Consider the following 22,092-nt stretch of genomic DNA (forward strand, 5'->3'; position numbering starts at 1 on the left):
GGGAACGGAAATGACCGAAAAGCTTGCGCACTACGACCTCCTAGTCTGTGGAGGCACCGTCATCGACGGGACCAAGGCGCCGCGCTTCCAGGCGGATATCGGCATCACCGACGGCCATATCGCTGCCATCGGAAGGCTCGACGGCCACGGTGCCGCCCGGACCATCGACGCCACGGGACTAATCGTCGCGCCGGGATTCATCGACTCGCACACGCACGACGACCAGGCGGTGCTGTCGCAGGCACTGATGCCTTTCAAGATCTCCCAGGGCGTGACGACAGTGATCACCGGCAACTGCGGCATCAGCGCCGCGCCGCTGCGCGCAGATATGGACCTGCCCATGCCGCTGAACCTGATCGACGCACCGGCAGAGGGTCGCTTCACGACCTTCGCGGCCTATCTCGATGCGCTGCGGCACGCGCCTTCTTCCGTGAACGTTGCAGCGATGGTGGGCCATTCGACCTTGCGCGGTGTCACGATGAGCTCGCTCGACAGGCCCGCCAGCGCGGCGGAAACGGCTGCGATGCGTGCCCACGTGGAAGAAGCGATGGCGGCCGGCGCCATCGGCATGTCCACCGGCACCTTCTACGCGACCGCCGCGAACGCGACGACCGAGGAGATCATCGAGGTCGGTCGACCGCTAAGTGCGCGTCGCGCGGTGTACGTAACCCACATGCGCGACGAGTCCGACAAGATCATGGAAGCACTGGAGGAGTCGTTCGCAATCGGCCGCGCGCTCGGTGTGCCGGTTGTGCTCTCGCACCACAAGGCCATGCACGCACCCAACTTTGGCAAGACCCGGGTGACGCTCCCGCTGATCGCGGAGACCATGAAGCACCAATGCGTGGCGCTCGACTGCTACCCCTATACGGCCGGCTCGACCATGATCCGCGCTGATCGCGGCATGCTCGACGGCCGCGTCCTCATCGCCAGCAGCGAGCCCCATCCGGCATGCGCGGGCCGCGATCTTGCCGATATCGCCGCGGAGTGGGGCATGTCGAAACACGACGCGGCGCTCCGGCTTCAGCCGGGCAGCGCGATCTATTTCATGATGGACGAAGAGGACGTACAGCGCGTGCTCGCGTTCGAAGAGACCATGATCGGCTCCGACGGCATTCCGCTCGGCGACAAGCCGCATCCCCGTCTGTGGGGTACCTTCCCGCGCGTGCTCGGCCACTACAGCCGCGATGTCGGCCTGTTCCCGCTCGAGACGGCCGTGTGGAAGATGACGGGGCTGACCGCGCGCAACTTCGGCCTTCATCGCCGCGGCACCTTGAAGGTCGGACAACACGCGGACGTGGTGATCTTCGACGCCGCATCGATTCGCGATGCAGCGAACTACGAAACTCCTGCCCGGCAGGCCGAGGGCATCGACACCGTGATCGTCAACGGTGCAGTCACCTGGCAGCAAGGCGCACACACCGGCGCGCGCAGCGGGCAGGTGATCACACGCATGGAGAAGGAAGCCGGATGAGTGCGCGGGAAGAAGCGAACGAACACAGGATTCGTGCGGCACGCGCGGCCTCCAACCTGGCGATCGCGAAGCAGGATATCGACGGGATCGCGAGCATGTGGATGGAGGACGTGCTAGTCCTGAGCTCGACCTCCGTGCAACTGCTGGGTGCAGAGGCGAATCGGCGCTACTACCAGGCCCAGTTCGCGCGCCGCCCCGATACGCTGTGGGTTCGCACACCCACGTCCGTCTCCGCCACGTCTTCGTGGCGCATTGCGCATGAAGAAGGCGACTGGACGGGCCAGTGGACCGAGCCCGACGGGCCCCTGCAACTGTGCGGGCGCTACATGGCGCAGTGGGTGCTCATCGGAGACGATTGGTGCATTCAAGGTGAGGTCTATGTGCCGACGTCGTGCATCGGCGGCGCGTACTGCGCCCGGCTTCAAGGCAGCGTGCACGCGTAGTTGGCACTGAAGCCGCCGCGGCGCCATCACCGGCCAGTCCGAAGTATCGCGGGTACTCGGGAAAGCGGCTGGCTGCCTTGGACCCCAGTCGGCGACCTTCGTGACGCTGTGCAGGTCCGTCCGGTCGACACCCGGGCCCGCCATCGCAATGGCCCATACCCGGCGCTATGTAGTAATGCATGAGTTCCTCCGTCGCATCCCGACCGCTCACGGCCGCCGTGACGGCTTGGTAGAAGTCGGTCGCGACCTTGGGACTCACGACGGATCGCTGCCGCTGTGCCAAAGAATCAACCTGGCGCTGCTGCGCTTGAATGGCGCAGGTCGGTGTTCGTCGCATCGTTGAGCGCCGGCAGGCCGTGCAGCGCGGCAAGGTTCGATTCGTAGGCATAGGCGGGCAAGTCTTGTTCCGGATCCCGTGCGAGGTAGTTCGTGACCGTGGTGTCCTGGAACAGGAAGTGGAGCGGGTTACGCTCGTTGCCGACGCTGGTGGCCCACATCTCCCAACCGGCGAAGAGATCGAAAGCCAATCTTGCGTTGAATTACGCCAAGTCAGATAGAGGGAAAAACGAGGCGGCCGAGCGATCCCGTTTCGCAAAAAAACTACTCGACGTCGCTGCGGCAATGCAGTTCCCTGAACAGCATCGGCGTCATGCCAAATCGCCGGCCGAAGGCTTTCGAGAGCTGGGTTCCTGTCGAGTAGCCCGTCCGCACTGCTATCTCCTTGAGCGTCATGCCGGCGGCGAGAAGGTTGCGGGCTAGGTCCAGCCGCAGGGTCTCCACGAAATGCGCAGGCGTCTCGCCGGTGCTCTTGGTGAACCTTCGAAGGAAGGTGCGCTCGGACATCGAGACTCGCTCCGCCAAACGGGGCACATCCAGCTGCTGCGAGAGGTTCTCGCGCATCCAGTAACTCAACGCAGCAAAAGGTGCATCGGCATCGGACTGCGCTCTCAGCACGGCGCTGAACTGCGACTGGTAGCAGGGGCGGCGCGCGTACAGCACCAAGCGCTTGGCGATAGTGTTCGCCACCGCGTTGCCCAGATCCGCAGCGACCATCTCCAAGCTCATGTCGATGCCGGTGGTCACGCCGGCCGATGTCCAAAGCCTGCCGTCGTTGACGAACAGCGCATTGGTGTCGACCTCGATGTCCGGGCATTTCTCCGCGAGGTTGGCACATGCAGACCAATGCGTGGCGACGCGTTTGCCGCCGAGCAATCCGAATTGGGCCAACGCGAATGTTCCGGTGCAGATGGAGCCGTACCGGCGCGCGTTCTTGCACACTCTCACGGCCCATTTGCGCACCGCCTCGTTGTCTGCCAGGAGCTTGAGCCCGGAGTCATCGCCACCGGCAATCAACAAGGTATCTATGGCGCTCGCAGGCAGATCCTCGATGGACTTGGTGACCAACGCCACTGCGCTGCTGGTCTGGATGACGCCGCCATTGCCGGAGCAGATGTGGACCCTGTAGTGAGCCTTTCCGAGCGCGTCGTTGCCTGCCTCGAACACCATCGCCGGTCCCGTGACGTCAAGCACCTGGCACCGCGGAAAGGCGAGTATCGCGACGTTGAGAGCCGTTGCCATTGGCGAATATTAGCTCGCGATTGTCATTTACGCCAAGTTCCGTGACTTCCACAATCACTCATCGACCGACCATTCACAGCCTCAATGAACGACATCATTCACATCGGATTCCTGATCTTCCCGAAGGTCACTCAACTCGACCTCACGGGTCCGGCGCAGGTGCTCAGCCGCGTGCCGGGCGCCAAGGTGCATCTGGTGTGGAAGGCGATCGAGCCGTTGATGACGGACGTGGGTTTCAGCATCAATCCGACCGTCGCATTCGAAGCGTGCCCGCAGCTCGATGTGCTCTGCGTGCCCGGTGGTTTCGGCGTGGTCGATCAGTTGAGCGACAGCGATACTCTGGCGTTTCTGCGCGCGCAGGGCAAGACCGCCCGCTATGTAACCTCGGTCTGCAACGGCTCGCTGCTTCTGGGAGCTGCAGGACTGATCACGGGCTACAAGTCTGCCTGTCACTGGATGTGGCGGCACTATCTTCCGCAGTTCGGCGCGGAGCCTGCGGCGGCTCGCGTCGTGCGCGATCGCAACCGCCTGTCGGGCGGCGGGGTGACTTCCGGCATCGATTTCGCTTTTACCTTGGCGGCTGAGCTGGCCGGGGAAGAAGCGGCGCGAATGATCCAACTGGGCCTCGAGTACGACCCGCAGCCACCGTTCGATTCGGGATCGCCCGAGAAGGCTGGCGCGGAGCGGGTGGCCCGCGCGCGTTCGGCGCAGGACGCCTGGCGGGAGGGCGTCGAGGCCCAGATCGCTCAGGCGGCACAACGCCTTTCGCTCCAGCGCTGAACACGATCCCTTCACTTCAATCGAGGAAGCACCATGAAACCCGGCATCTGCAAATTGACGCTCGCTGTGGCCTCTGCCGCGGCGTTCCCTGCCTTCGGCCAGATCTCCGACGGGGTCGTCCGATTGGGTGTCATCAACGATCAGTCGGGACCCTACGCCGCGTTGACCGGGCCCGGCTCCGCGCTCGCCGTGCAGATGGCGGTGGAAGACATGAAGCCGCAACTCGGCGCGATCAAGGTGGAGGTGCTGGTGGCCGACCATCAGAACAAGCCGGACATCGGCTTGACGATCGTGAAGCGTTGGTTCGATGTGGACAAGGTGGATGCGGTCCTGGACATCGCAAATTCCGCCGTGGCGCTGGGCGTTCAATCGGTCATCAAGGAGAAGAACAAGATCGCCCTGTACGGCATCGTCGGCACGACCGAGCTGACGGGCAAGCAATGCGCGAAGACCGGCTTCTCCTGGGTGCACGATGCCTATGCGCTGGTGTCCGGCCCGGTCAAGGCGTTGTCCAAGAGCGGGCTCGACACTTGGTACTTCGTCGGCGCCGACTTCGCGTTCGGCAAGAACATGGTGCAGGAAGCCAAGACGCTTGTGGCGGCCAGCGGCGGCAAGACCCTGGGCGAGGCCTTCCATCCCATGGGGACCTCGGACTACAGCTCGTACCTGCTGCAGGCCCAGAGCTCGGGCGCGAAGGTCGTCGCATTCGCCAACGGTGGCGGCCAGCTGGTGAACTCCATGAAGCAATGGAAGGAGTTCGGCATGCAGGACGGCAAGCAACGGCCGGTCGCGACGTTGCTGTCCGTAGCCGACGTGCATGCGGCGGGAATCGACGTGATGCAGGGCCTGTCGGCCACCACCGCGTGGTACTGGGATCTGAACGAAGAGACCCGCGCATTCTCGCGACGCTTCTTTGACCGCTTCAAGGCGATGCCGACCGAGTCGCAGGCCGGGATGTACTCGGCCACCAGCCACTACCTCAAGGCCGTCGTCGCAACCAAGACCGACGCCACGGAAGCGGTGGCGGCGAAGATGCGCAGCACGCCTGTGAACGACATGTTCGCCAAAAACGCGCTGCTGCGCGAAGACGGAAAGCTGGCGCACGACTTCCTACTGGTCACGGTCAAGACGAAGGCCGAATCCAAGGCGCCTTGGGACTACTACAAGGTCAACGGCGTGGTCTCCGCCAACGATGCGTTCACGCCCTTGAGCGCGAGCGATTGTCCGTTGGTCGCCAGCGCCGCTAGCAAAGCCAGGTGATGGGGTCTGCCATCGCGGGCGCTCCCGCCCTGCTCACTGCGCGTGGCCTCACGCGCAGCTTCTCGGGCTTTACGGCGGTCAGGAATGTCGACCTGACGGTTCGCCCGAACACGGTACATTCAGTGATCGGACCCAACGGCGCGGGAAAGAGCACGCTGTTCAATCTGCTCACCCGTTTTCTGGAGCCCCATGCCGGCAGCATCCTCTACAAGGACGTAGACGTCACGCGCATGCCGCCCGCGCAGCTGGCCCGGCAAGGGGTCGTGCGTTCGTTCCAAATCTCGGCCGTCTTTCCGCATCTGACCGTGGCGCAAAATGTGGCCGTGCCCCTGCAGCGGCTGTCGGGGCTGCAGAAAGTTTTCTGGCGTTCGACCGCGTGTCTGAGCGAACTCGATGACCGGGTGCATGCGTTGCTGCTCCAATTCGGCCTCGGTGAATGGGCTCACGTCGCGGCGGGGGCGCTGCCCTATGGGCGCAAGCGGGCACTGGAGCTGGCGACGACCTTCGCGCTGGAGCCGGAGCTGGTGCTGCTGGACGAACCGATGGCGGGCCTCGGCATCGAAGACGTGGCCCGGGTCGCCGATCTTATTGCCGGCCTTGCAAACGAGAAGACCATCGTCATGGTCGAGCACAACCTGAAGGTCGTCGAGCGGCTCTCGGACACCGTCACCGTGCTTTGCCGCGGCGAAGTCCTCGCAGAGGGTCCCTATGAAGAAGTCGCCGTCGATGCGCGCGTCCTCGAAGCCTACATCGGCCATTGACCATGAATGAAACGACCACAGTTCTTGCAGTCGAGCGCCTGAGCGCGGGTTACGGCGGCAACCAGGTCCTCGATGGTGTCAGCTTCGACCTGCGGCGCGGGGAAGTCGTCACGCTGCTCGGGCGAAACGGGGCGGGCAAGTCCACCACCCTGAAATGCCTCATGGGATTCATCACCGAGAAAACGGGCACCATCGACTTCGAAGGCACGCCGATCGCGCGGTGTCTCCCCGAGCAGATCGCTAGGTTGGGCATGGCGTACTGCCCGGAGGAGCGTGGCATCTTCTCGCAGCTGAATGTGCGCGAGAACCTGACCCTGCCGCCCGTGATCCGGGAGGGCGGGCTCACGCTGGACGAGGTCTACGCGCTCTTTCCGAATCTGCGTGAACGCGGCGCCAGCCAGGGCACGAAGTTGTCGGGCGGCGAGCAGCAGATGCTGGCGATCGGACGCATCCTCAGGAGCGGCGCGAAATGCCTCCTGCTGGACGAGCCGAGTGAAGGGCTGGCACCGGTGATTGTCAAGTTAATCGCCAAGACCGTTCACGAACTCAAGCGCCGCGGCTTCACCATTCTTCTGGTGGAGCAGAACCTGCGCTTCGCCACCGAACTGGCTGACCGGCACTACGTCATGGAGACCGGGCGCGTAGTCGACATGCTGACCCGCGACGACATGCGGCATGGCAACGATCGCGTCGAAGCCTACCTGGGAATTTGACATGCTCGAATCGCTGGGACTGCTGTCCCCCGCCCTGTTCGGACAGCTCCTGCTCGGGCTGATCAACGGCTCCTTCTACGCCATGATGAGCCTGGGGCTCGCCATCATTTTCGGGTTGTTGAACGTCGTCAACTTTATGCACGGCGCGCAGTACATGATGGGTGCGTTCACCGCATGGATGCTGCTGCAGTGGCTTGGCATCGACTACGGCTTCGCGCTGGTGTTGGCACCGCTCATCGTCGGCGTGAGCGGCATCCTGCTGGAGCGGCTCTTCGTGCGCCGGCTCTATCACCTGGACCACGTCTACGGGCTGCTGCTGACCTTCGGGCTCACGCTCATAGTCGAAGGCCTCTACCGAAAGTCTTTCGGGTCGGCCGGCTTGCCCTATGCGAACCCCATGCCCGGTGGCTTCCGGACGGCCCTGGGGTACCTGCCTTACTACCGACTGTGGGCCCTGTCCGCTTCGCTGGTGGTGTGCATCGCCACCTGGTACATGGTGGAGAAGACGAAGCTTGGCGCGTATCTGCGTGCCGCGATCGAGCGTCCCGACCTGGTGCGCGGCTTTGGCATCAAGGTGCCGCGGATGGTGACGCTGGTCTATGGGTTCGGTGTGGGGCTGGCCGGGCTAGCCGGCGTGTTCGCCGCGCCGATCTACAACGTCAGTCCGACGATGGGCTCCAACCTGATCATCGTGATCTTCGCGGTGGTGGTGATCGGCGGAATGGGCTCAATCAAGGGCGCAATCATCACCGGGTACCTGCTGGGCCTGGCGGAAGGCCTGATGCGCTATTACTACCCACCTCTGTCCGATACTGTCGTCTTCATCATCATGGCCGCAGTGCTGCTCATCAAGCCTGCAGGACTGTTCGGCAAGGGCGTCATCAGCCAGCACGTGGCCGTCGCTATGGAGAGCCGCGCCGGCGTCGCGCCGAGGAAGATGCGTGCGGGCCTGAGTTGGGTGCTTCTGTTCCTGTCCGTGGCCGCCCTCGTCATCGCGCCCTTCGTGATGTACCCGGTGTTCCTGATCAAAGTTCTGTGCTTCGCGGTCGCCGCCAGTGCGGTCAACCTCCTGCTGGGTTACATGGGGATGCTGTCGTTCGGCCATGCCATGTTCTTCGGCTTCTCGGCCTATGTGGCGGGACACTTGGCCAAGGTGGGGGGCGCGTCGCCCGAGTTGGCCATCCTGGGCGCGACCCTCGCATCGGTCGTGCTCAGCAGTGTCGTCGGCCTCATCGCTATTCGCCTGCAGGGAATCTACTTCGCGATGTCTACCCTCGCTCTGGCCCAGATGGTGTACTTCTTCTGCCTCCAGGTTCCGTTTACGAACGGCGAGGATGGCATCCAGAACATCCCACGCGGCATGGCCTTCGGCGTATGGGACTTGAAGAGCGACCTCTCTGCTTACTTCTTCGTGCTGCTGATCTGCGGCGCCGCCATTCTGGCAGTTGCACGGCTGGTGCATTCACCCTATGGCCGCATCGTCGCTGCAGTGCGTGACAGCGAACCCCGTGCGATCTCGCTCGGCTACAACGCCAATCGCTACAAGTTCGCGGTCTTCGTGTTCTCGGCGGGCATCACCGGGCTCGCGGGTGCGACCAAGGCCATCGCGGTGCAGATCGCCACGCTCACTGACGTGAGCTGGCACATGTCCGGCGAGTTTCTGCTGATGACACTGGTCGGCGGCCTGGGCACCATCACGGGCCCGATCTTCGGCGCGCTGGCCCTCATCAGCATGGAGACCTACATGTCCGAATTGCGGGACTGGGTCACCGTGGCACAGGGCGCGGTGTTCTTCGTGGTGGTGCTCGCCTTCCGGGAAGGCATCATCGGGAGCCTGTCCAGCATCTGGCGTAAGAGGGCGGTGGCGCGAGACGACGTGGCCCCCAAGCTCGAACCATCCGACGGACAGACAGCGCCACGCTACTAGTGTTGAATCTGTGGGAGCTTCGTAAGCGCGTGGTGATCGCGTCTTGACGGCAGTCGCAGATCAGGCTGGCGACAACACCCAGCGATGCGGCAGCAGTTCGACGAAGACTGGCTGGCAAGTCTTATATAGACGTACAGCATTGCGACGGATGCATCCCGCGTCACGCCCATGATCTCGCTCACCGGTATGCCAGCCGTCGCGCGGACTCCTTAAGCATTCCCGATCGGAGCAAATATGCAGCTACAGTCCAGAAATCTCGTTCTCTTCGCAGCCCGGACAGCAGCCCGGACCATTTGGGCCACGGCCTGCGGCGTAAGGCCCCTTTTTCACACGTCAGATAGTCGTGACAGCTCACCTGTCTAAAGAGAAGCCCAGCAGTGATGCCTACTAACTGCAACCACTCATGCAGTGCTAGCACGGGGCATCTGTCCTTCGACTTGGCCATCGGCGCAAACGCCGTCTGCGCGACCCATCGTCCCCCCCTGTCCGCGCGGCAAAGCGCTGCCGGTTCGACCATCGGCCGCGCCCTTGCGAGCAACCGAAGATTCATGAAGGCCGAAGACGTCAGTGTCGCAACGGAGCCAGTACCAACGCGAAAGATGGCGTTCTGAATGACTATCGACAAAGAACTTGAGCAACTACAAGAGCCGAAGCAACGCTTCAGCCTCATGTTCAGCGGCCTACACCTGGGGTTGGATATCTAACGCGGCTGGGTTAACGAGCATTCGGAGGTCTTCGTCCGTAATCTCGACCTTTCCATCAGCTAGCTGTTTGAAACGAAGGAAAGCGGCGTTTAGATCCGCTTCGCTTTGCATGGTTATACCCAGATCCTGGAGACGCTGCGTGAAGGCACTGCGACCACTGAGTTTGCCAAGCACGATTCTGTTCGCAGCCCAGCCTACGTCTTCGGCTCGCATGATCTCGTAGGTGTCGCGCGCCTTGAGCACGCCATCCTGGTGAATGCCAGAGGCGTGTGCGAAGGCGTTGGCACCCACGATGGCTTTGTTTGGCTGCACCGCGAAACCGGTGGTCTGGCTCACTAGGCGGCTGGCGGCGACCAAGTGCTGAGTGTCGATACTGAGATCGAGTCCGAAATAATCCCGGCGGGTTTTTACCGCCATGACCATTTCTTCGAGCGAGCAGTTCCCTGCGCGCTCGCCCAGCCCGTTGATCGTGCACTCCACCTGGCGCGCGCCGCCGATCTTCACGCCGGCCAGGGAGTTCGCCACGGCCATGCCTAGATCGTTGTGACAGTGAACGGACCAAATCGCCTTGTCGCTGTTAGGAATCCGTTCGCGAAGCGTCTTGATGAAACTGCCGTAGAGCTCCGGGATGGCGTAGCCGACCGTATCGGGTACGTTTATGGTGGTCGCGCCCTCATGAATCACCGCCTCCAGGACACGGCACAAGAAATCAACGTTGCTACGGTACCCGTCCTCCGGACTGAACTCGACATCGCTCACAAGGTTCCGGGCGAAGCGCACGGCTTTTTTTGCCTGCTCGCATACCTCATCAGGTGACATGCGCAGCTTTTTCTCCATATGCAGCGGCGAAGTTGCGATAAAGGTGTGGATTCGGCTGCTGGCCGCTCCCTTCAAAGCCTCTGCGGCACGGGAGATGTCGCGATCATTGGCCCGCGAAAGGCCACAGATGGTCGATTCCTTGATGGTCCTGGCGATCGCCGCGACGGCTTCAAAATCACCATTGGAACTGGCCGGGAAGCCAGCCTCAATGACGTCGACCCGCAGGCGCTCCAGTTGGCGAGCGATGAGCAACTTCTCGTCCCTGGTCATAGAAGCACCGGGCGACTGCTCGCCATCGCGCAGAGTGGTGTCGAAAATGATAAGTTTGTCAGCCATGTAGTTTGTTCCTTGATCTGGTCGTAGTGGCAGTCACATTTCCGAAACCTTGGCCGGGTTGCTTTTGTCCACACCGCAATTCTTCCCCTATTCATCTAGATTGAGCTTCAGAATTTCAACCTAACCGGAGGCCTTTGCAGGAGGATCTTTGGATAAATGGTCACTACTCGGAATATTTTTCGAGGACTGGGCGTCAGGAGGAATTGACCTTGACTCAATGTCACTGTGGCTTGGTTGATTGAACGTCAGTACAGGGACCGCCCGAAAGCCGCAGCCACGCTAGTGGGACCGGATAAGGACGGTGGCAAAGCCCGCAGCCCTGGACAGCGGCCCGTGCGCGCTATGCGTTGGTCAATGGGCGACCCCGAAGGCAGACGTCGATTGGCACACCCGGCAACCAGCGCAGAACTGGCCCCGCGCCGCCCAAGCGGCGCTCCCTTGACGCCGCTGCGAAGCACGCGCATCCACCTAAACACCAAGACCGCCCAACACAGGGCGGGCGGCATGATCGATCACTGCCGTGCAAGCACGGCCACTCGGTTCGATCTCAGAGCCGACAGCAGCGGCCCCTAGTGGCTTTATCCAGCTCTCCAGCCCGTTCGGCCGCCGCACGATGTTCTGGACGATCTCCCATTGAAATGGGGACCAATTCTTCGCGAAGTCGAGTTGGGCGGCGCATTGCGCCGCGTTTGTGATCGGGTAAAGCGACGTGGCAGGCGGTCTGTCGATGCCGCCGTAGGTCAGCTTATATTGAGTATCAGAGAAAGTTTCATGGACCCCTTTCATTCGATCAACGGGCTTTGTTAGTGTCTCGTGATCCGCTAGACCCAGGTTGACTGGGAACTTCGCCGAGAGAACTATTCCTTCGGCTGGGAGCACTTGGGTGTGGAGCACAACTGCTACGTTCGATCCTCAGTCCACTTGTAGTTCGCTGAGCCATGGTTGACAGTGTTTCCGGGCGTTCGACCTCGCCGACCATTTCGATGCGGCAGGCGAGCACGCCCAAGCGTGACCCCGATGGCGAAGTCGTATCGCCACGCGCAGAGAAACGGCCAGCGCATGCTTTGAGCGATGCGCTCGCTGCGGCGGGCTCGCGGCGTGGCGCAAATGCCGCGGCCGCGTCGCAGAGCGATCGCCGCGCCGACACCGGAATGTTGCAGGCGTTTTTCGCGCGCGAAGCGGGAGCCGTTGCGACGACCGGAGCGACGTTGCAGTCCACAGCCGCCGTGCACCGGTCCAGGACCCTCGGCGGTAAGCCACACGCCGCGTCGTCGCTGGCGGATAACCGATTCGTGCACGCGCTCAAGCCCGTCGCGGCGGCGCCCGAAGCTTTTCCCGCGGCTCAGGCAACGTTGCTGGAACCGCGCGCGCACTTAGACAGCATCCTCTCCGGCGTGCTGCAAGACGATCCGGCACGGATGGCGCAGATCCAGCAAAAGACACGCGATGCGTTCGCCGCTTTCGCGGCGTCTTCCCATCCGGATCGCGCAGAACTCACAGACGCGCTGATGGACTATGTCTCGCCGTCGACCGGCTATCACGTGCTAATGAACGCTGCGGCATGCGGCCACCGCAGCATTGACGACTTCGTGCACGCGATGAACCATAAGGACTATCGCGGTGCCGACGGCGTCGAGAAGTATTGCGCCGATTTCATCGGCTTCTATCGCTTGGACGGCGATGTGACGGACAGCGACTCCGATTCTGGCGACGAGGCGGAAAGATTCACGTCCTTCGATCTTGAGTCGGCCTACGACGACCTCACGGGTAGGACGCGCACGTTGCAGGACTTTCTTAGCGCCCACGCAGTCGACCTCTCGGGAGTGAAGCTGGTGCATGGCGTGGCCGCAGGAAATTCCGCACCGTATTCGGTGGCCGTGGATCCTCGCAGCTACCTCAAGGCTTTCATCGAGAAGAGCCCGATCGTTTACGACAGTTTCATTAGCACGACCAGTGACACGGCAACCGCGCTGGCCTTCACAGGCTACAGCAAGTTGCCGGGTGTCCCGGCGGGCGCCCTCGACCTGTCCGACACGTCGAGCGCGGCGAATGCTCATCGCCGAGCCTTGCTGGACCAATTGTCAAACCCAGCGACGGATCCCAACAAGGCGGCTATCCTGCTGGTAATGGACTGCGACGATGCTAAGGGCGTATACCTAGGCCCGGAAACGACCGGCCAACGCTTGGATGAGCAGGAACTACTGCTCGGCCCGAATCACGTCGTTCAACCGCAGAGCCTCGTGTATGGCGACGGCTTCTATGTGCTCTCCGCGAAACTGACAGCAGCTGACGACCGAGGAATCGCTTAATGGCGACCCACAGACAGGCATCGACCGATGCCGACTTCATCGCCGATGTGCCCAAAACAGGGACAGGGGTGTCGACTATGGCCGGCTTTGGTTAGCGAGATGATGCCGCAGGGGTAGTTGGCTTTCAAGTTTGGTTTGGCCTGCGATGCCTGACGGCGCCTGCTGCCCGAGCGTTCGATCAGGAGGCCCTGAGCTTCTTGCTTCACTCCGAAAAGGCGTCATGACCATTCATGCTCGGCGACGGATCGGCGCTCGATCACCAATCCAGCTATCGAGCTTGGCCGTCCCCTCCTCCGTGATGCAGATTACTGTCGCGGCCTGCGACGGGATATACCGTCCGATCGATTCGAGAGCGTGAATCTCCGCTTCGATCAGGCCGGTTGCCTTGAGCACCGACACGAGCCTGATCTCTTCAGGCGTGTTGACACGCAACGGCAGTTGAACGTGCTTGAGCTTCATCAAGAAATAGAGGGGCATAGATCCCTCTACGCTTCGGGCGGCCCTAGGGTTTCGCTATAGAGCGGTTAGCGCGACATATCGTGAACAAAGTCACGTTCGCTGCTTACGCGCCCCCGCCCAGCGCACCGTGAGCATCCAGCGACCATCTTGAACGACCAGACCGATCCTCAGAGCGGATTGATCTCGTCAGCGGGCTCGTCGGTCTCGTAGCACCTGCCGATCGCCCGGTCCAAGCGCTTGAGCAGAGAAGTGAGAGTTTCGCCCTCGCGGCTGACGAGCATGGCCATCGAGTTGTGGCTGTCAGCCGCTGTCGCCGCTCGTAGCCCCATCGCCTCATCCGTCAGCAACTCGGCGATGGTGATGCAGTCATGTACCTCGGCGAATGACAGGTCATGCACCGTCAACTGCGCTGCTTCCAGGGCCGCAGGCCATGCGCGGCGAGGCCCTTCGAATTCGGCGGCCTGTCGGCTTGCAAGCGGGAGATAGTCGTTGACCTGTGTGTGTGACGGAACGCCACGTACCGAGAGAAATTCCGCGCGGCGGCGGCGCGATCAATAGGTTCTTGTCCGAGACGCTGTTGCAGAATTCAAAGCCCAGGTCCTTGCGCATATGTGCCCACGGATTCAGGACCCCATTGGCATGGCTCTTGGCCGCATGCGGGCAAGCGCTTCGGACTTGTCCCCCATCTGCGGAAGTAATCCAGGGCCAATTGCGCGAAGATGCCGGGGAAGCCTGCCGGATAGAAGCCTGACTCCTTGACGTAGCCGCAGTCGCCGAGGATCCGGGTGGTTTCGGCGCCTGCGACCGCCGTCATTTTCTCGGCACCGACCACCAGCGCGATGTGGACACGTCCCGATTCGATGGCGTTACAGGCTGCGTAGATGGCGGCGGAACCGGACGCACAGGCGTTCTCCACCTGGGTCGCCGGCTTCCGTCTCAAAGCTGGATCGGCCTGGCTAACGAGCGAGGAGGCAAAAATGTCGCGGGTGAACCCGCCGTTCAGATTGCCAAGCCAGATTCCATCTACATCTTTCCTTCGATGCCCGAATGCGCGAGCCGCTCGCGCAGCATCGACGATGAGATCATCCAGGTCGCGGTCCCCGTGACGTCCAAACGGGTAAATGACATCAACCAACGATAGCTACTGGCACGGAGCGTGCTCCAAATGATGACGATTGAAAGATCCATTGGGCCAAGCCGCCGAAGATCGTCCTCTTCACCAGGTAGGAGGCGCGGTGGTTCCAGGCCTTAAGGCGCTTGCCGATCGTGCATACCTGGTAGGTTAGAACGTCATTCGTCCTGAAAAGTACGCGGGTAAGGTACGGGTGAAATCGCAGGTGTCGGTTGCAACAGCGGTGACGAAGCGCAGGAAGTCGTCAGCCTTCGATTTCTCGTAAAGCACCACGTACGGCACGCGAGGAATTGCCGGTGTGCTGCGAATCACGCGAAGCTGTCCCAGCGAGATCACGTCATCAAAGATGCGTCGCGGCAGGTAGCAGATACCTACGCCGGACAACGTCAGTGACGCCGAGGCCGTGAGGTTGCTGCTCGCGAGCGTGTTCTGGAACTTCACGTTGTGGTCGTTGAGCCAGTGCCCGATCATGTTGCCGAGTCCGGACGCATGCGATTGCTCGATGATGGTGTATTGCGCCATCGCTTTCAGCGGCAGGCGCTCCACATCGGCCAGGTATGACGGACTGCAGACCCACGAATATTCGACTGAGTCGAGCGGCACGATCTCGAAGTGCGATTCGCGAAATGCGTCGGGCACCACCACCAAGTCCAGCTCGTTCGCCTTCAGCTTGTTGACCAAGCTCACGCTGGTATCGACAACGGGCTCGAGCGTGACTTGTGGATGGCTGCCGCGAATGCGCTGCACCATGCTCGGCAACCATGTCATGGCGGTTAGTTCCGTCACGCCGAAGCGGAACGTGCGTGGAGCGAACTGCGCCGCCTTGCTCATGTCCATGATCCGCGTACGAAGACTCAGCATTTCCCAAGCTAGGGAACGGAGCTCCTCGCCGCGAGGCGTGACCTGCGCCTTGCGGCGGCTCCGGTCGAACAGGGCGAAACCCAAGGTGCCTTCCAGTTCTTGCAGGCGCTTGGAAACGGCCGATTGCGTGGTGTTGAGCCGTTCCGCGGCTGCTTCGAAGCCAGCCAGTTCCGTCGACCAATAGAAGGCCTCGAGTTGCTTGATGGTGATCAACGGATTCTTCGTTATGTCGCCTATGGCTGGCGGCGCCGAGCCGCCAGCGCGCTTTGGGAGCGACGGCGAACGATGTTGGTGCAGCCGCCACAAATAAACGAATTTTATTCGTATGAGGAAGGAAAACTATTCGTTTGTGGAATGTTACTGGCATTCCTAAGATCCCGACAGCCCTTCCATCTGCCGAAATCTTCTCGCACATGACCTTCATCGCCGACCGCATGGATCTGATCCAGCCATCCCCCAGCATCATGGCCATGGCGCGGGCCAAAGAACTGATCGCCGCCGGCGTCGATGTCTGCAACATGGCCGCCGGGGAGCCCGATTTCCCTACGCCGCCACACATCGTCGAAGCCGCCCACGCTGCGTTGCTCCGGGGTGAGACCCGCTACACGGCGGTCGACGGCACCGCAGCACTCAAGCGCGCGATCTGCGCCAAGTTCGAACGCGAGAACGGTCTGCCATACACGCCCGAACAGATTTCCGTGGGCGCGGGCGCCAAGCAGGTGCTTTTTAACGTGCTGAGCTGTACCGTCAATGCGGGCGACGAGGTCATCATCCCCGCGCCGTATTGGGTGTCCTATCCCGATATCGTTCGCCTTAACGGCGGTGTGCCGATAGTCATCGCGACAACAGCTGACGTCGGCTTCAGGATCACGCCAGCCCAGCTTGAAGCGGCGATAACGCCACGTACCAAGTGGTTGGTGCTGAATTCGCCAAACAACCCAAGTGGGGCCATCTACTCGGCGCAGGAACTCGTGGCGATCGGCGCGGTGGTGGGGCGCCATTCAGCGCTGCATGTGCTGACCGATGACATCTACGAGCACTTGATCTACGACGGTGCACGCTACACCTCGTTCGCGCAGGCCAACCCGTCGCTGTTCGAGCGCACCGTCACTGTCAACGGCGTCTCCAAGGCGTTCGCCATGACCGGCTGGCGCATTGGCTACGCCGGCGCGCCGAAGGCCCTGGTGAAGGCGATGGAGAAGCTTCAGTCGCAAACCAGTGGCAACCCCGCAGCTGTGAGCCAAGCCGCGGCGCTGGCCGCACTGTCGGGACCTATGGATTTCTTCGAGGCTTGGCGCCAAGAGTTCGAGGCACGGCGTAACCTGATCGTTTCGCGCCTGGACGGCCGCTTCGACTTGAAGTGTCCGGCACCGCAGGGCGCCTTCTATGTCTACGTTTCCTGCGCGGCACAGATCGGCAAGATCACGCCGGCCGGTCAGACAATCCGCGACGACAGCGACTTTGTGTTGTACCTGCTCGACGCCTACCAGGTCGCCACCGTGCAAGGAGCAGCGTATGGAGTGTCCCCCGCGTTCAGGATTTCGTTCGCCACATCGATCCCCACGATCGAGCTAGCTTGTGGGCGCATCCTCGCCGCCTGCGAGGCGCTGCAGTGAGGCATCTTCCCCGGAGTCGGCCATGATCGTGTCTCTCATTTCGCACCCCGGCATCGCCACGCAACGGTTGATGACGGCGCTGCAAGCGCAGGCGCAGCGGACGGCGCAAACCGAGCCAATCCTTGCACCGGTGCTCGATCGCCTGGTTCTGTCGCAGTCCACTTGGGGCGGTGTGCTCTCGGCCCTTCTTGCCACGCGACTGGCCTGCAACGATCTGCCGTTCGACACACTGGAATTGTTGTTCGGCGGCCTGCACGCATCGTCTGCCGTGCTCGGCGACATTGCCGCGCTCGACGTTGCCGCGGTGCTGCGACGCGATCCGGCGAGTGATGAGGCTCTGTCGGTCGTACTGCATCAGAAGGGCTTCCAAGCCATCCAGGCGCATCGCATTGCGCATGCGTTATGGGTAGCCGGCAGGAAAGAATTGGCGAGGTGCCTGCAAGCGCTCTCCAGCCTGGCCTTTGGCGTCGACATCCATCCCGGTTGCTCGCTCGGCCATAGCGCCATGTTCGACCATGCGACGGGCATCGTGATCGGCGAAACCTGCGTCATCGGCCATGGGGTCTCGCTCATGCAGGGCGTCACGCTGGGCGGCACCGGCAAGGCTGCGGGATTGCGGCATCCGCAAATCGCACAAGGGGTGTTGATCGGCGCGGGTGCCGTACTACTCGGGGCCATCCGCATAGGTGCACACGCCAAGGTCGGCGCCGGCAGCGTGGTGCTAGCCGACGTGCCGCCGCGCAGCACTGTGGTTGGCGTACCAGCGCGCGTGGTGGGCAAAGCAAACGCATCGAATCCCGCGGAAGAGATGGATCAACTGGTCCCATCCGATTCTCAGGCCCCTCAATCTCCGGTTCATCGTCCCCTTTCAGCAGGAGCTTCCCAATGAAAAAACAGCTTTCGGCGATCGCTATTGCACTTGTGTTCGCCGGCTCCGCAGCGGCACAGGCGAACGACACGCTCGCAAAAATCAAGGCGAGTGGCAGCGTCACCATGGGCGTGCGCGAATCGACGGCCATGTCGTACGCCTTAGGAGATGGCCGCTATACGGGCCTCCACTACGAGGTGTGCTCGAATATCATCCGCGACATCCAAAAAAGCCTGGGTTTAACGAAGCTGGACACCAAGTACCAGTTGGTGACTTCGCAGAACCGCATTCCGCTGGTGCAGAACGGCGGCGTCGACCTCGAGTGCGGCGCGACCACCAACAACGCTGCGCGCCAGCGCGATGTGGCTTTCGCCATGACGACGTACGTGGAAGAGGTCCGCATGGCCGTGCGCGCCAACTCGGGCATCAACTCGATCAAGGACCTCGCGGGCAAGACGGTTGTGACCACTACGGGCACGACCTCGGTGCAAACGCTGCGCAAGAACGAGCGCGCCGGCGGCATCGATTTCAAGGAGCTGTTTGGCAAGGACCACGCCGAGAGCTTCCTGCTGCTAGAACAGGCTCGCGCCGACGCCTACGTGATCGACGCCTCCACGCTGGCGGCGTTGATCGCCAAATCGAAGACGCCGAAGGACTTCAAGATCGTTGGCGAGCCGCTGAGCGTAGAACCAATTGCCATCATGATCCGCAAGGACGACCCGGCCTTCAAGAAGGCCGTGGACGACAGCATCAAGGCGCAGATCAAGTCGGGCGAACTGGTGCAGTTGTGGGACAAGTGGTTCATGAAGCCGATTCCGCCGAACAACGTGACCGTCGGTCTGCCGCTGTCACAGGCCACGAAGGACGCTTGGGCCAACCCCACAGACAAGCCCGCCGAGGACTACGCCCGCAAGTAGGCGTTCGCCACCATCCATCGCTGCGGCCCTGGCCATATAGACAGAGGCCCGCCCCCGGGCGTGGTTCGCTCATACTCCTCAAAGAGGCTTTTCCTTGAATGCATTCGACTGGCGGGTGTTCCTGCTGGACCCCGGTGGCGCGCACCCCTCTTACCTGCAGTGGATGCTGTCCGCTTGGGGCTGGACCGTCGGTGTAGCGTTGAGTGCGCTCGCTGTGGCGCTGGCGGCGGGGTTCGTGGTCGGAACACTTCGAACCTTGCCCGACCACCCGTGGATCGTGCATATCGGCGACGCTTGGGTCGAGCTGTTTCGCAACGTGCCTTTGCTTGTGCAACTATTTCTCTGGTACTACGTGGTGCCGGCGTTGGTGCCCACGATGAAGAACGTACCTGGGTTCGTCATGGTCGTGCTGGCGCTCGGGCTGTTCACATCAGCGCGCGTGGCCGAGCAGGTTCGCGCCGGCATCCAGGCGCTGCCGCGAGGTCAGCGGCTCGCGGGAATGGCGATGGGTTTCACCACGATGCAGTACTACCGACACGTGCTGCTCCCTATGGCGCTACGGCTCGTGCTCCCGCCGCTCACGAGCGAGACGATGAACATCTTCAAGAATTCGTCAGTCGCGTTCGCCGTGTCGGTGCCCGAGCTCACGATGTTCGCAATGCAGGCGCAGGAAGAAACCTCGCGCGGCATTGAGGTCTACCTCGCGGTGACGGTGCTGTATGTGCTGTCGGCGCTGGCGATCAATCGGCTGATGTCGTTGCTAGAACGGCGGACGCGCGTACCCGGCTTCATCGCGCAACAGACGGCAGGAGCGCACTGAGATGACGATCGACTGGTCTTTCTACAGCTGGGAGCTGATCCGCTCCTTCGTGTTGTCGGGCTTTCGCTTCAGCATCCAACTGACGGTGGTGGCCACGCTGGGTGGCGTGCTGTTGGGCACCTTGCTCGCATTGGTGCGACTGTCGGGTCCGCGTTTTCTGGCAATACCGGCCACGTTTTACGTCAACGGCATGCGCAGCATCCCCGGCGTGATGGTAATCCTCTGGTTCTTCTTGCTCGTGCCTTCAGGGTTCTACGCGCACCTGCCTGGCGGCATGGACCAGCGCGCGGAATATTCGGCCTACATCACCTTCATTGCGTTCGAGTCGGCTTACTTCAGCGAGATCACGCGCGCCGGCATCCAGTCGATCTCGCGTAGTCAGGTGAACGCGGGATTGGCTCTAGGCATGACCTACGGACAGAACATGCGGCTGGTGGTGCTGCCACAGGCGTTGCGCAACATGCTGCCGGTGCTGCTCACGCAGACGATCATTTTGTTCCAGGACACCTCGCTGGTCTACGCCATCGGTGCCTACGACATGCTCAAGGGCTTCGAGACGGCAGGGCGCAACTACGGTCGCCCGATCGAAGCCTACCTGCTCGCGGCAGTTGCGTACTTCGTCATCTGCTTCTCGCTGTCGAAGGTCGTGAAGCGGCTGAACCAGCGCATGGCCCTCATTCGCTGAGGCGCCCCATGATCGAACTCCATCAAGTTTCCAAGTGGTATGGCAAAACGCAGGTGCTAGACGCGTGCAGCACGCGCATTGCGAAGGGAGAGGTCGTGGTGGTCTGCGGCCCTTCGGGCTCGGGCAAGTCGACGCTTATCAAGACCATCAACGCGCTGGAGCCCTTTCAGCAAGGCGAGATCTTCGTGGACGGCATCCCTGTGCATGCGCAAGGCACCGATCTGCCCAAACTGCGCAGCCGGGTAGGCATGGTGTTTCAACACTTCGAGTTGTTCCCTCATCTGTCGGTCACTGAAAACCTGACTATCGCGCAGATCAAGGTGCTGGGACGTTCGGCCGACGAGGCCAAGACGCGCGGCTTGAAGATGCTCAACCGCGTGGGCCTAATGGCCCACAAGAACAAGTTCCCGGGCCAGCTCTCGGGCGGCCAGCAGCAGCGCGTGGCCATTGCGCGCGCGCTGTCGATGGATCCGATCGTGATGCTGTTCGATGAACCCACTTCGGCGCTCGACCCCGAAATGGTCGGGGAGGTGCTCGAGGTGATGATCGCCCTGGCTGCCGAGGGCATGACCATGGTGTGCGTCACGCACGAGATGGGCTTCGCCCGCAAGGTCGGCGATCGGGTGATCTTCATGGACGTGGGCGGCCGCATTCTCGAAGACTGTTCGCGTGACGAGTTCTTTGGCAATCCGGGCGCACGCTCTGCGCGTTGCCGCGACTTCCTCGACAAGATTCTTCAACACTGACGCAACAGACGATGAAAAGACGCGTGTTCCTGGCTGCTGCCTTAGCGTGCGGCACGCTGCCTTCGCTTTCGCAAGCGAACGGCTACCCCGACAAGCCGATCCGACTGATCGTGCTGTTTTCGCCCGGCGGCACCGCCGACATCGTCGCGCGGCTCGTATCGGACAAGATGTCTGCCGCGCTGGGCGTGACGGTGGTCGTCGACAACCGCGCCGGCGGCGCGGGTGGGAGCGTGGGCACCGGGGAAATCATGCGCGCCAAGCCCGATGGGTGCACGCTCGGCATGGCTACCGTGGGCACGCTGGGCACCGCACCCGCAGCGGCGCGGCACCCGGTATACGACCCTGGCAAGAGCTTCTCGTTCATCTCGAATCTGGGCCGGTCTCCGATGCATCTCGCGGTCGGGCCGGCCGCGACGGCAACGGATCTGGCGAAGCTGCTCGCACAGGTCAGAAAGCAGCCCGCAAACTCAATCTCCTTCGCCATTGGCGGCAGCGGCGGTGTCGCGCATCTGATGGGCGCACGCTTTCAGTTTGCGACAGGTACGCACCTCACACACGTGCCTTATCGGGGCGCCAGCCCCGCTATCAACGACGTGGCGGGCGGGCAGGTTCCAATCCTGTTCGATGCGTTGACATCGTCGACGCCGTTCATCGCAAGCGGTCGCCTGCATGCGCTTGCCGTGTCCGGCGATCACCGAACCGCTTCTTTGCTACAGGTGCCGACCTTCAAGGAGCTTGGGCTGCCCCAGGTGAGCACCCAAGCCTGGTACGGACTGATCGACCGGCGGGCCTTCCGGACTACGTGAGCGCGAAGCTGAGCGCGGCCGTCTCCGCCGCACTGGCCGATACGCAGGTGCAGCAGCCGGTTCCGGAAGCTGGGCACC

General features: G+C 62.2%; 21 protein-coding genes and 1 pseudogene. 15 read left to right on the forward strand and 7 right to left on the reverse strand.

The genetic code is table 11. The annotated features are described in order from the left end of the window. Positions 1–10 precede the first annotated feature (10 nt). Positions 11–1,474 carry an N-acyl-D-amino-acid deacylase family protein gene (locus BM133_RS31010; protein ID WP_093442799.1) on the forward strand — a complete coding sequence of 488 codons (1,464 nt, stop codon included), beginning with the start codon at positions 11–13 and terminating at the stop codon, positions 1,472–1,474. Further along, the gene (locus tag BM133_RS31015; protein WP_093442801.1) at positions 1,471–1,917 is read left to right on the forward strand and encodes a YybH family protein; all 447 of its coding nucleotides are present in this window, start codon (positions 1,471–1,473) and stop codon (positions 1,915–1,917) included. Before BM133_RS31010 ends, BM133_RS31015 begins: the two co-directional genes overlap by 4 nt. A 287-nt stretch (positions 1,918–2,204) precedes the next feature. Here the strand turns inward: BM133_RS31015 and BM133_RS35285 are convergent, their stop codons facing one another. Both BM133_RS35285 and BM133_RS31025 read right to left on the reverse strand, forming a co-directional pair. Continuing rightward, complete coding sequence (locus BM133_RS35285; RefSeq protein ID WP_093442803.1) at positions 2,205–2,444, reverse strand: hypothetical protein; 240 nt, start codon at positions 2,442–2,444, stop codon at positions 2,205–2,207. A 73-nt stretch (positions 2,445–2,517) separates the two neighbouring features. Beyond that, entirely contained in the window at positions 2,518–3,495 is a 978-nt protein-coding gene (locus tag BM133_RS31025) for a GlxA family transcriptional regulator (protein ID WP_093442805.1), read from the reverse strand. An 84-nt stretch (positions 3,496–3,579) separates the two neighbouring features. On the opposite strand from BM133_RS31025, the gene BM133_RS31030 reads away from it, so the two are divergent. From BM133_RS31030 to BM133_RS31050, 5 genes are read left to right on the forward strand one after another with little or no spacing between them, the layout of a single operon-like run. After that, positions 3,580–4,275: a DJ-1/PfpI family protein gene (locus tag BM133_RS31030; protein ID WP_093442807.1), complete on the forward strand. Its 696-nt coding sequence runs from the start codon at positions 3,580–3,582 to the stop codon at positions 4,273–4,275. 33 nt (positions 4,276–4,308) lie between these two features. Then, the gene (locus BM133_RS31035; RefSeq protein ID WP_093442809.1) at positions 4,309–5,535 is read left to right on the forward strand and encodes an ABC transporter substrate-binding protein; all 1,227 of its coding nucleotides are present in this window, start codon (positions 4,309–4,311) and stop codon (positions 5,533–5,535) included. Beyond that, the gene (locus BM133_RS31040) at positions 5,535–6,296 is read left to right on the forward strand and encodes an ABC transporter ATP-binding protein (protein WP_093442810.1); all 762 of its coding nucleotides are present in this window, start codon (positions 5,535–5,537) and stop codon (positions 6,294–6,296) included. The genes BM133_RS31035 and BM133_RS31040 overlap by 1 nt, the downstream gene beginning before the upstream one ends. Positions 6,297–6,298: 2 nt before the next feature. Then, on the forward strand, positions 6,299–7,009 hold the full coding sequence (locus BM133_RS31045; RefSeq protein WP_093442812.1) for an ABC transporter ATP-binding protein: 711 nt from the start codon (positions 6,299–6,301) through the stop codon (positions 7,007–7,009). 1 nt (position 7,010) lies between these two features. Continuing rightward, on the forward strand, positions 7,011–8,936 hold the full coding sequence (locus tag BM133_RS31050) for an ABC transporter permease (protein ID WP_093442814.1): 1,926 nt from the start codon (positions 7,011–7,013) through the stop codon (positions 8,934–8,936). A gap of 716 nt (positions 8,937–9,652) precedes the next feature. Here the strand turns inward: BM133_RS31050 and BM133_RS31055 are convergent. Beyond that, positions 9,653–10,795 (reverse strand): annotated as a pseudogene (locus tag BM133_RS31055) (2-isopropylmalate synthase); the annotation flags it as partial. A 938-nt stretch (positions 10,796–11,733) separates the two neighbouring features. Between BM133_RS31055 and BM133_RS31060 the strand changes: the two are divergent. Beyond that, on the forward strand, positions 11,734–13,104 hold the full coding sequence (locus tag BM133_RS31060; RefSeq protein ID WP_143100250.1) for a hypothetical protein: 1,371 nt from the start codon (positions 11,734–11,736) through the stop codon (positions 13,102–13,104). Between the two features lie 228 nt (positions 13,105–13,332). Here the strand turns inward: BM133_RS31060 and BM133_RS31065 are convergent, their stop codons facing one another. The 4 genes from BM133_RS31065 to BM133_RS31075 form a co-directional block, all read right to left on the reverse strand. Continuing rightward, positions 13,333–13,581, reverse strand: coding sequence for a hypothetical protein (locus tag BM133_RS31065; protein ID WP_093442818.1), 249 nt, complete (start codon positions 13,579–13,581; stop codon positions 13,333–13,335). A 149-nt stretch (positions 13,582–13,730) separates the two neighbouring features. Further along, complete coding sequence (locus BM133_RS35640) at positions 13,731–13,982, reverse strand: hypothetical protein (RefSeq protein WP_371286372.1); 252 nt, start codon at positions 13,980–13,982, stop codon at positions 13,731–13,733. Positions 13,983–14,149: 167 nt separating this feature from the next. Then, positions 14,150–14,698 (reverse strand): thiolase family protein, encoded by a 549-nt coding sequence (locus BM133_RS35645; RefSeq protein WP_256219404.1) that lies wholly within the window; start codon positions 14,696–14,698, stop codon positions 14,150–14,152. A 147-nt stretch (positions 14,699–14,845) separates the two neighbouring features. Then, a complete protein-coding gene (locus BM133_RS31075) occupies positions 14,846–15,769 on the reverse strand; it encodes a LysR family transcriptional regulator (RefSeq protein WP_143100251.1) in 924 nt (307 codons plus the stop codon). 200 nt (positions 15,770–15,969) lie between these two features. Between BM133_RS31075 and BM133_RS31080 the strand changes: the two genes are divergently transcribed. The 7 genes from BM133_RS31080 (at position 15,970) to BM133_RS31110 (ending at position 22,014) form a co-directional block, all read left to right on the forward strand. After that, on the forward strand, positions 15,970–17,172 hold the full coding sequence (locus BM133_RS31080) for a pyridoxal phosphate-dependent aminotransferase (protein WP_093442822.1): 1,203 nt from the start codon (positions 15,970–15,972) through the stop codon (positions 17,170–17,172). 22 nt (positions 17,173–17,194) lie between these two features. Then, positions 17,195–18,061, forward strand: a complete 867-nt coding sequence (gene epsC / locus BM133_RS31085; RefSeq protein WP_218158411.1) for a serine O-acetyltransferase EpsC — start codon at positions 17,195–17,197, stop codon at positions 18,059–18,061. Continuing rightward, positions 18,058–18,957, forward strand: coding sequence for an amino acid ABC transporter substrate-binding protein (locus tag BM133_RS31090; RefSeq protein ID WP_093442824.1), 900 nt, complete (start codon positions 18,058–18,060; stop codon positions 18,955–18,957). The genes epsC and BM133_RS31090 overlap by 4 nt, the downstream gene beginning before the upstream one ends. Positions 18,958–19,051: 94 nt before the next feature. After that, complete coding sequence (locus BM133_RS31095) at positions 19,052–19,777, forward strand: amino acid ABC transporter permease (RefSeq protein WP_256219405.1); 726 nt, start codon at positions 19,052–19,054, stop codon at positions 19,775–19,777. Position 19,778: 1 nt separating this feature from the next. Further along, positions 19,779–20,462: an amino acid ABC transporter permease gene (locus BM133_RS31100; RefSeq protein ID WP_093442826.1), complete on the forward strand. Its 684-nt coding sequence runs from the start codon at positions 19,779–19,781 to the stop codon at positions 20,460–20,462. 8 nt (positions 20,463–20,470) lie between these two features. Further along, positions 20,471–21,208 carry an amino acid ABC transporter ATP-binding protein gene (locus tag BM133_RS31105; RefSeq protein ID WP_093442828.1) on the forward strand — a complete coding sequence of 246 codons (738 nt, stop codon included), beginning with the start codon at positions 20,471–20,473 and terminating at the stop codon, positions 21,206–21,208. Positions 21,209–21,219: 11 nt separating this feature from the next. After that, positions 21,220–22,014, forward strand: coding sequence for a Bug family tripartite tricarboxylate transporter substrate binding protein (locus BM133_RS31110; protein WP_093442830.1), 795 nt, complete (start codon positions 21,220–21,222; stop codon positions 22,012–22,014). Positions 22,015–22,092 lie beyond the last annotated feature (78 nt).

Source organism: Variovorax sp. 770b2, from assembly GCF_900115685.1.
Lineage (GTDB): Bacteria > Pseudomonadota > Gammaproteobacteria > Burkholderiales > Burkholderiaceae_C > Variovorax.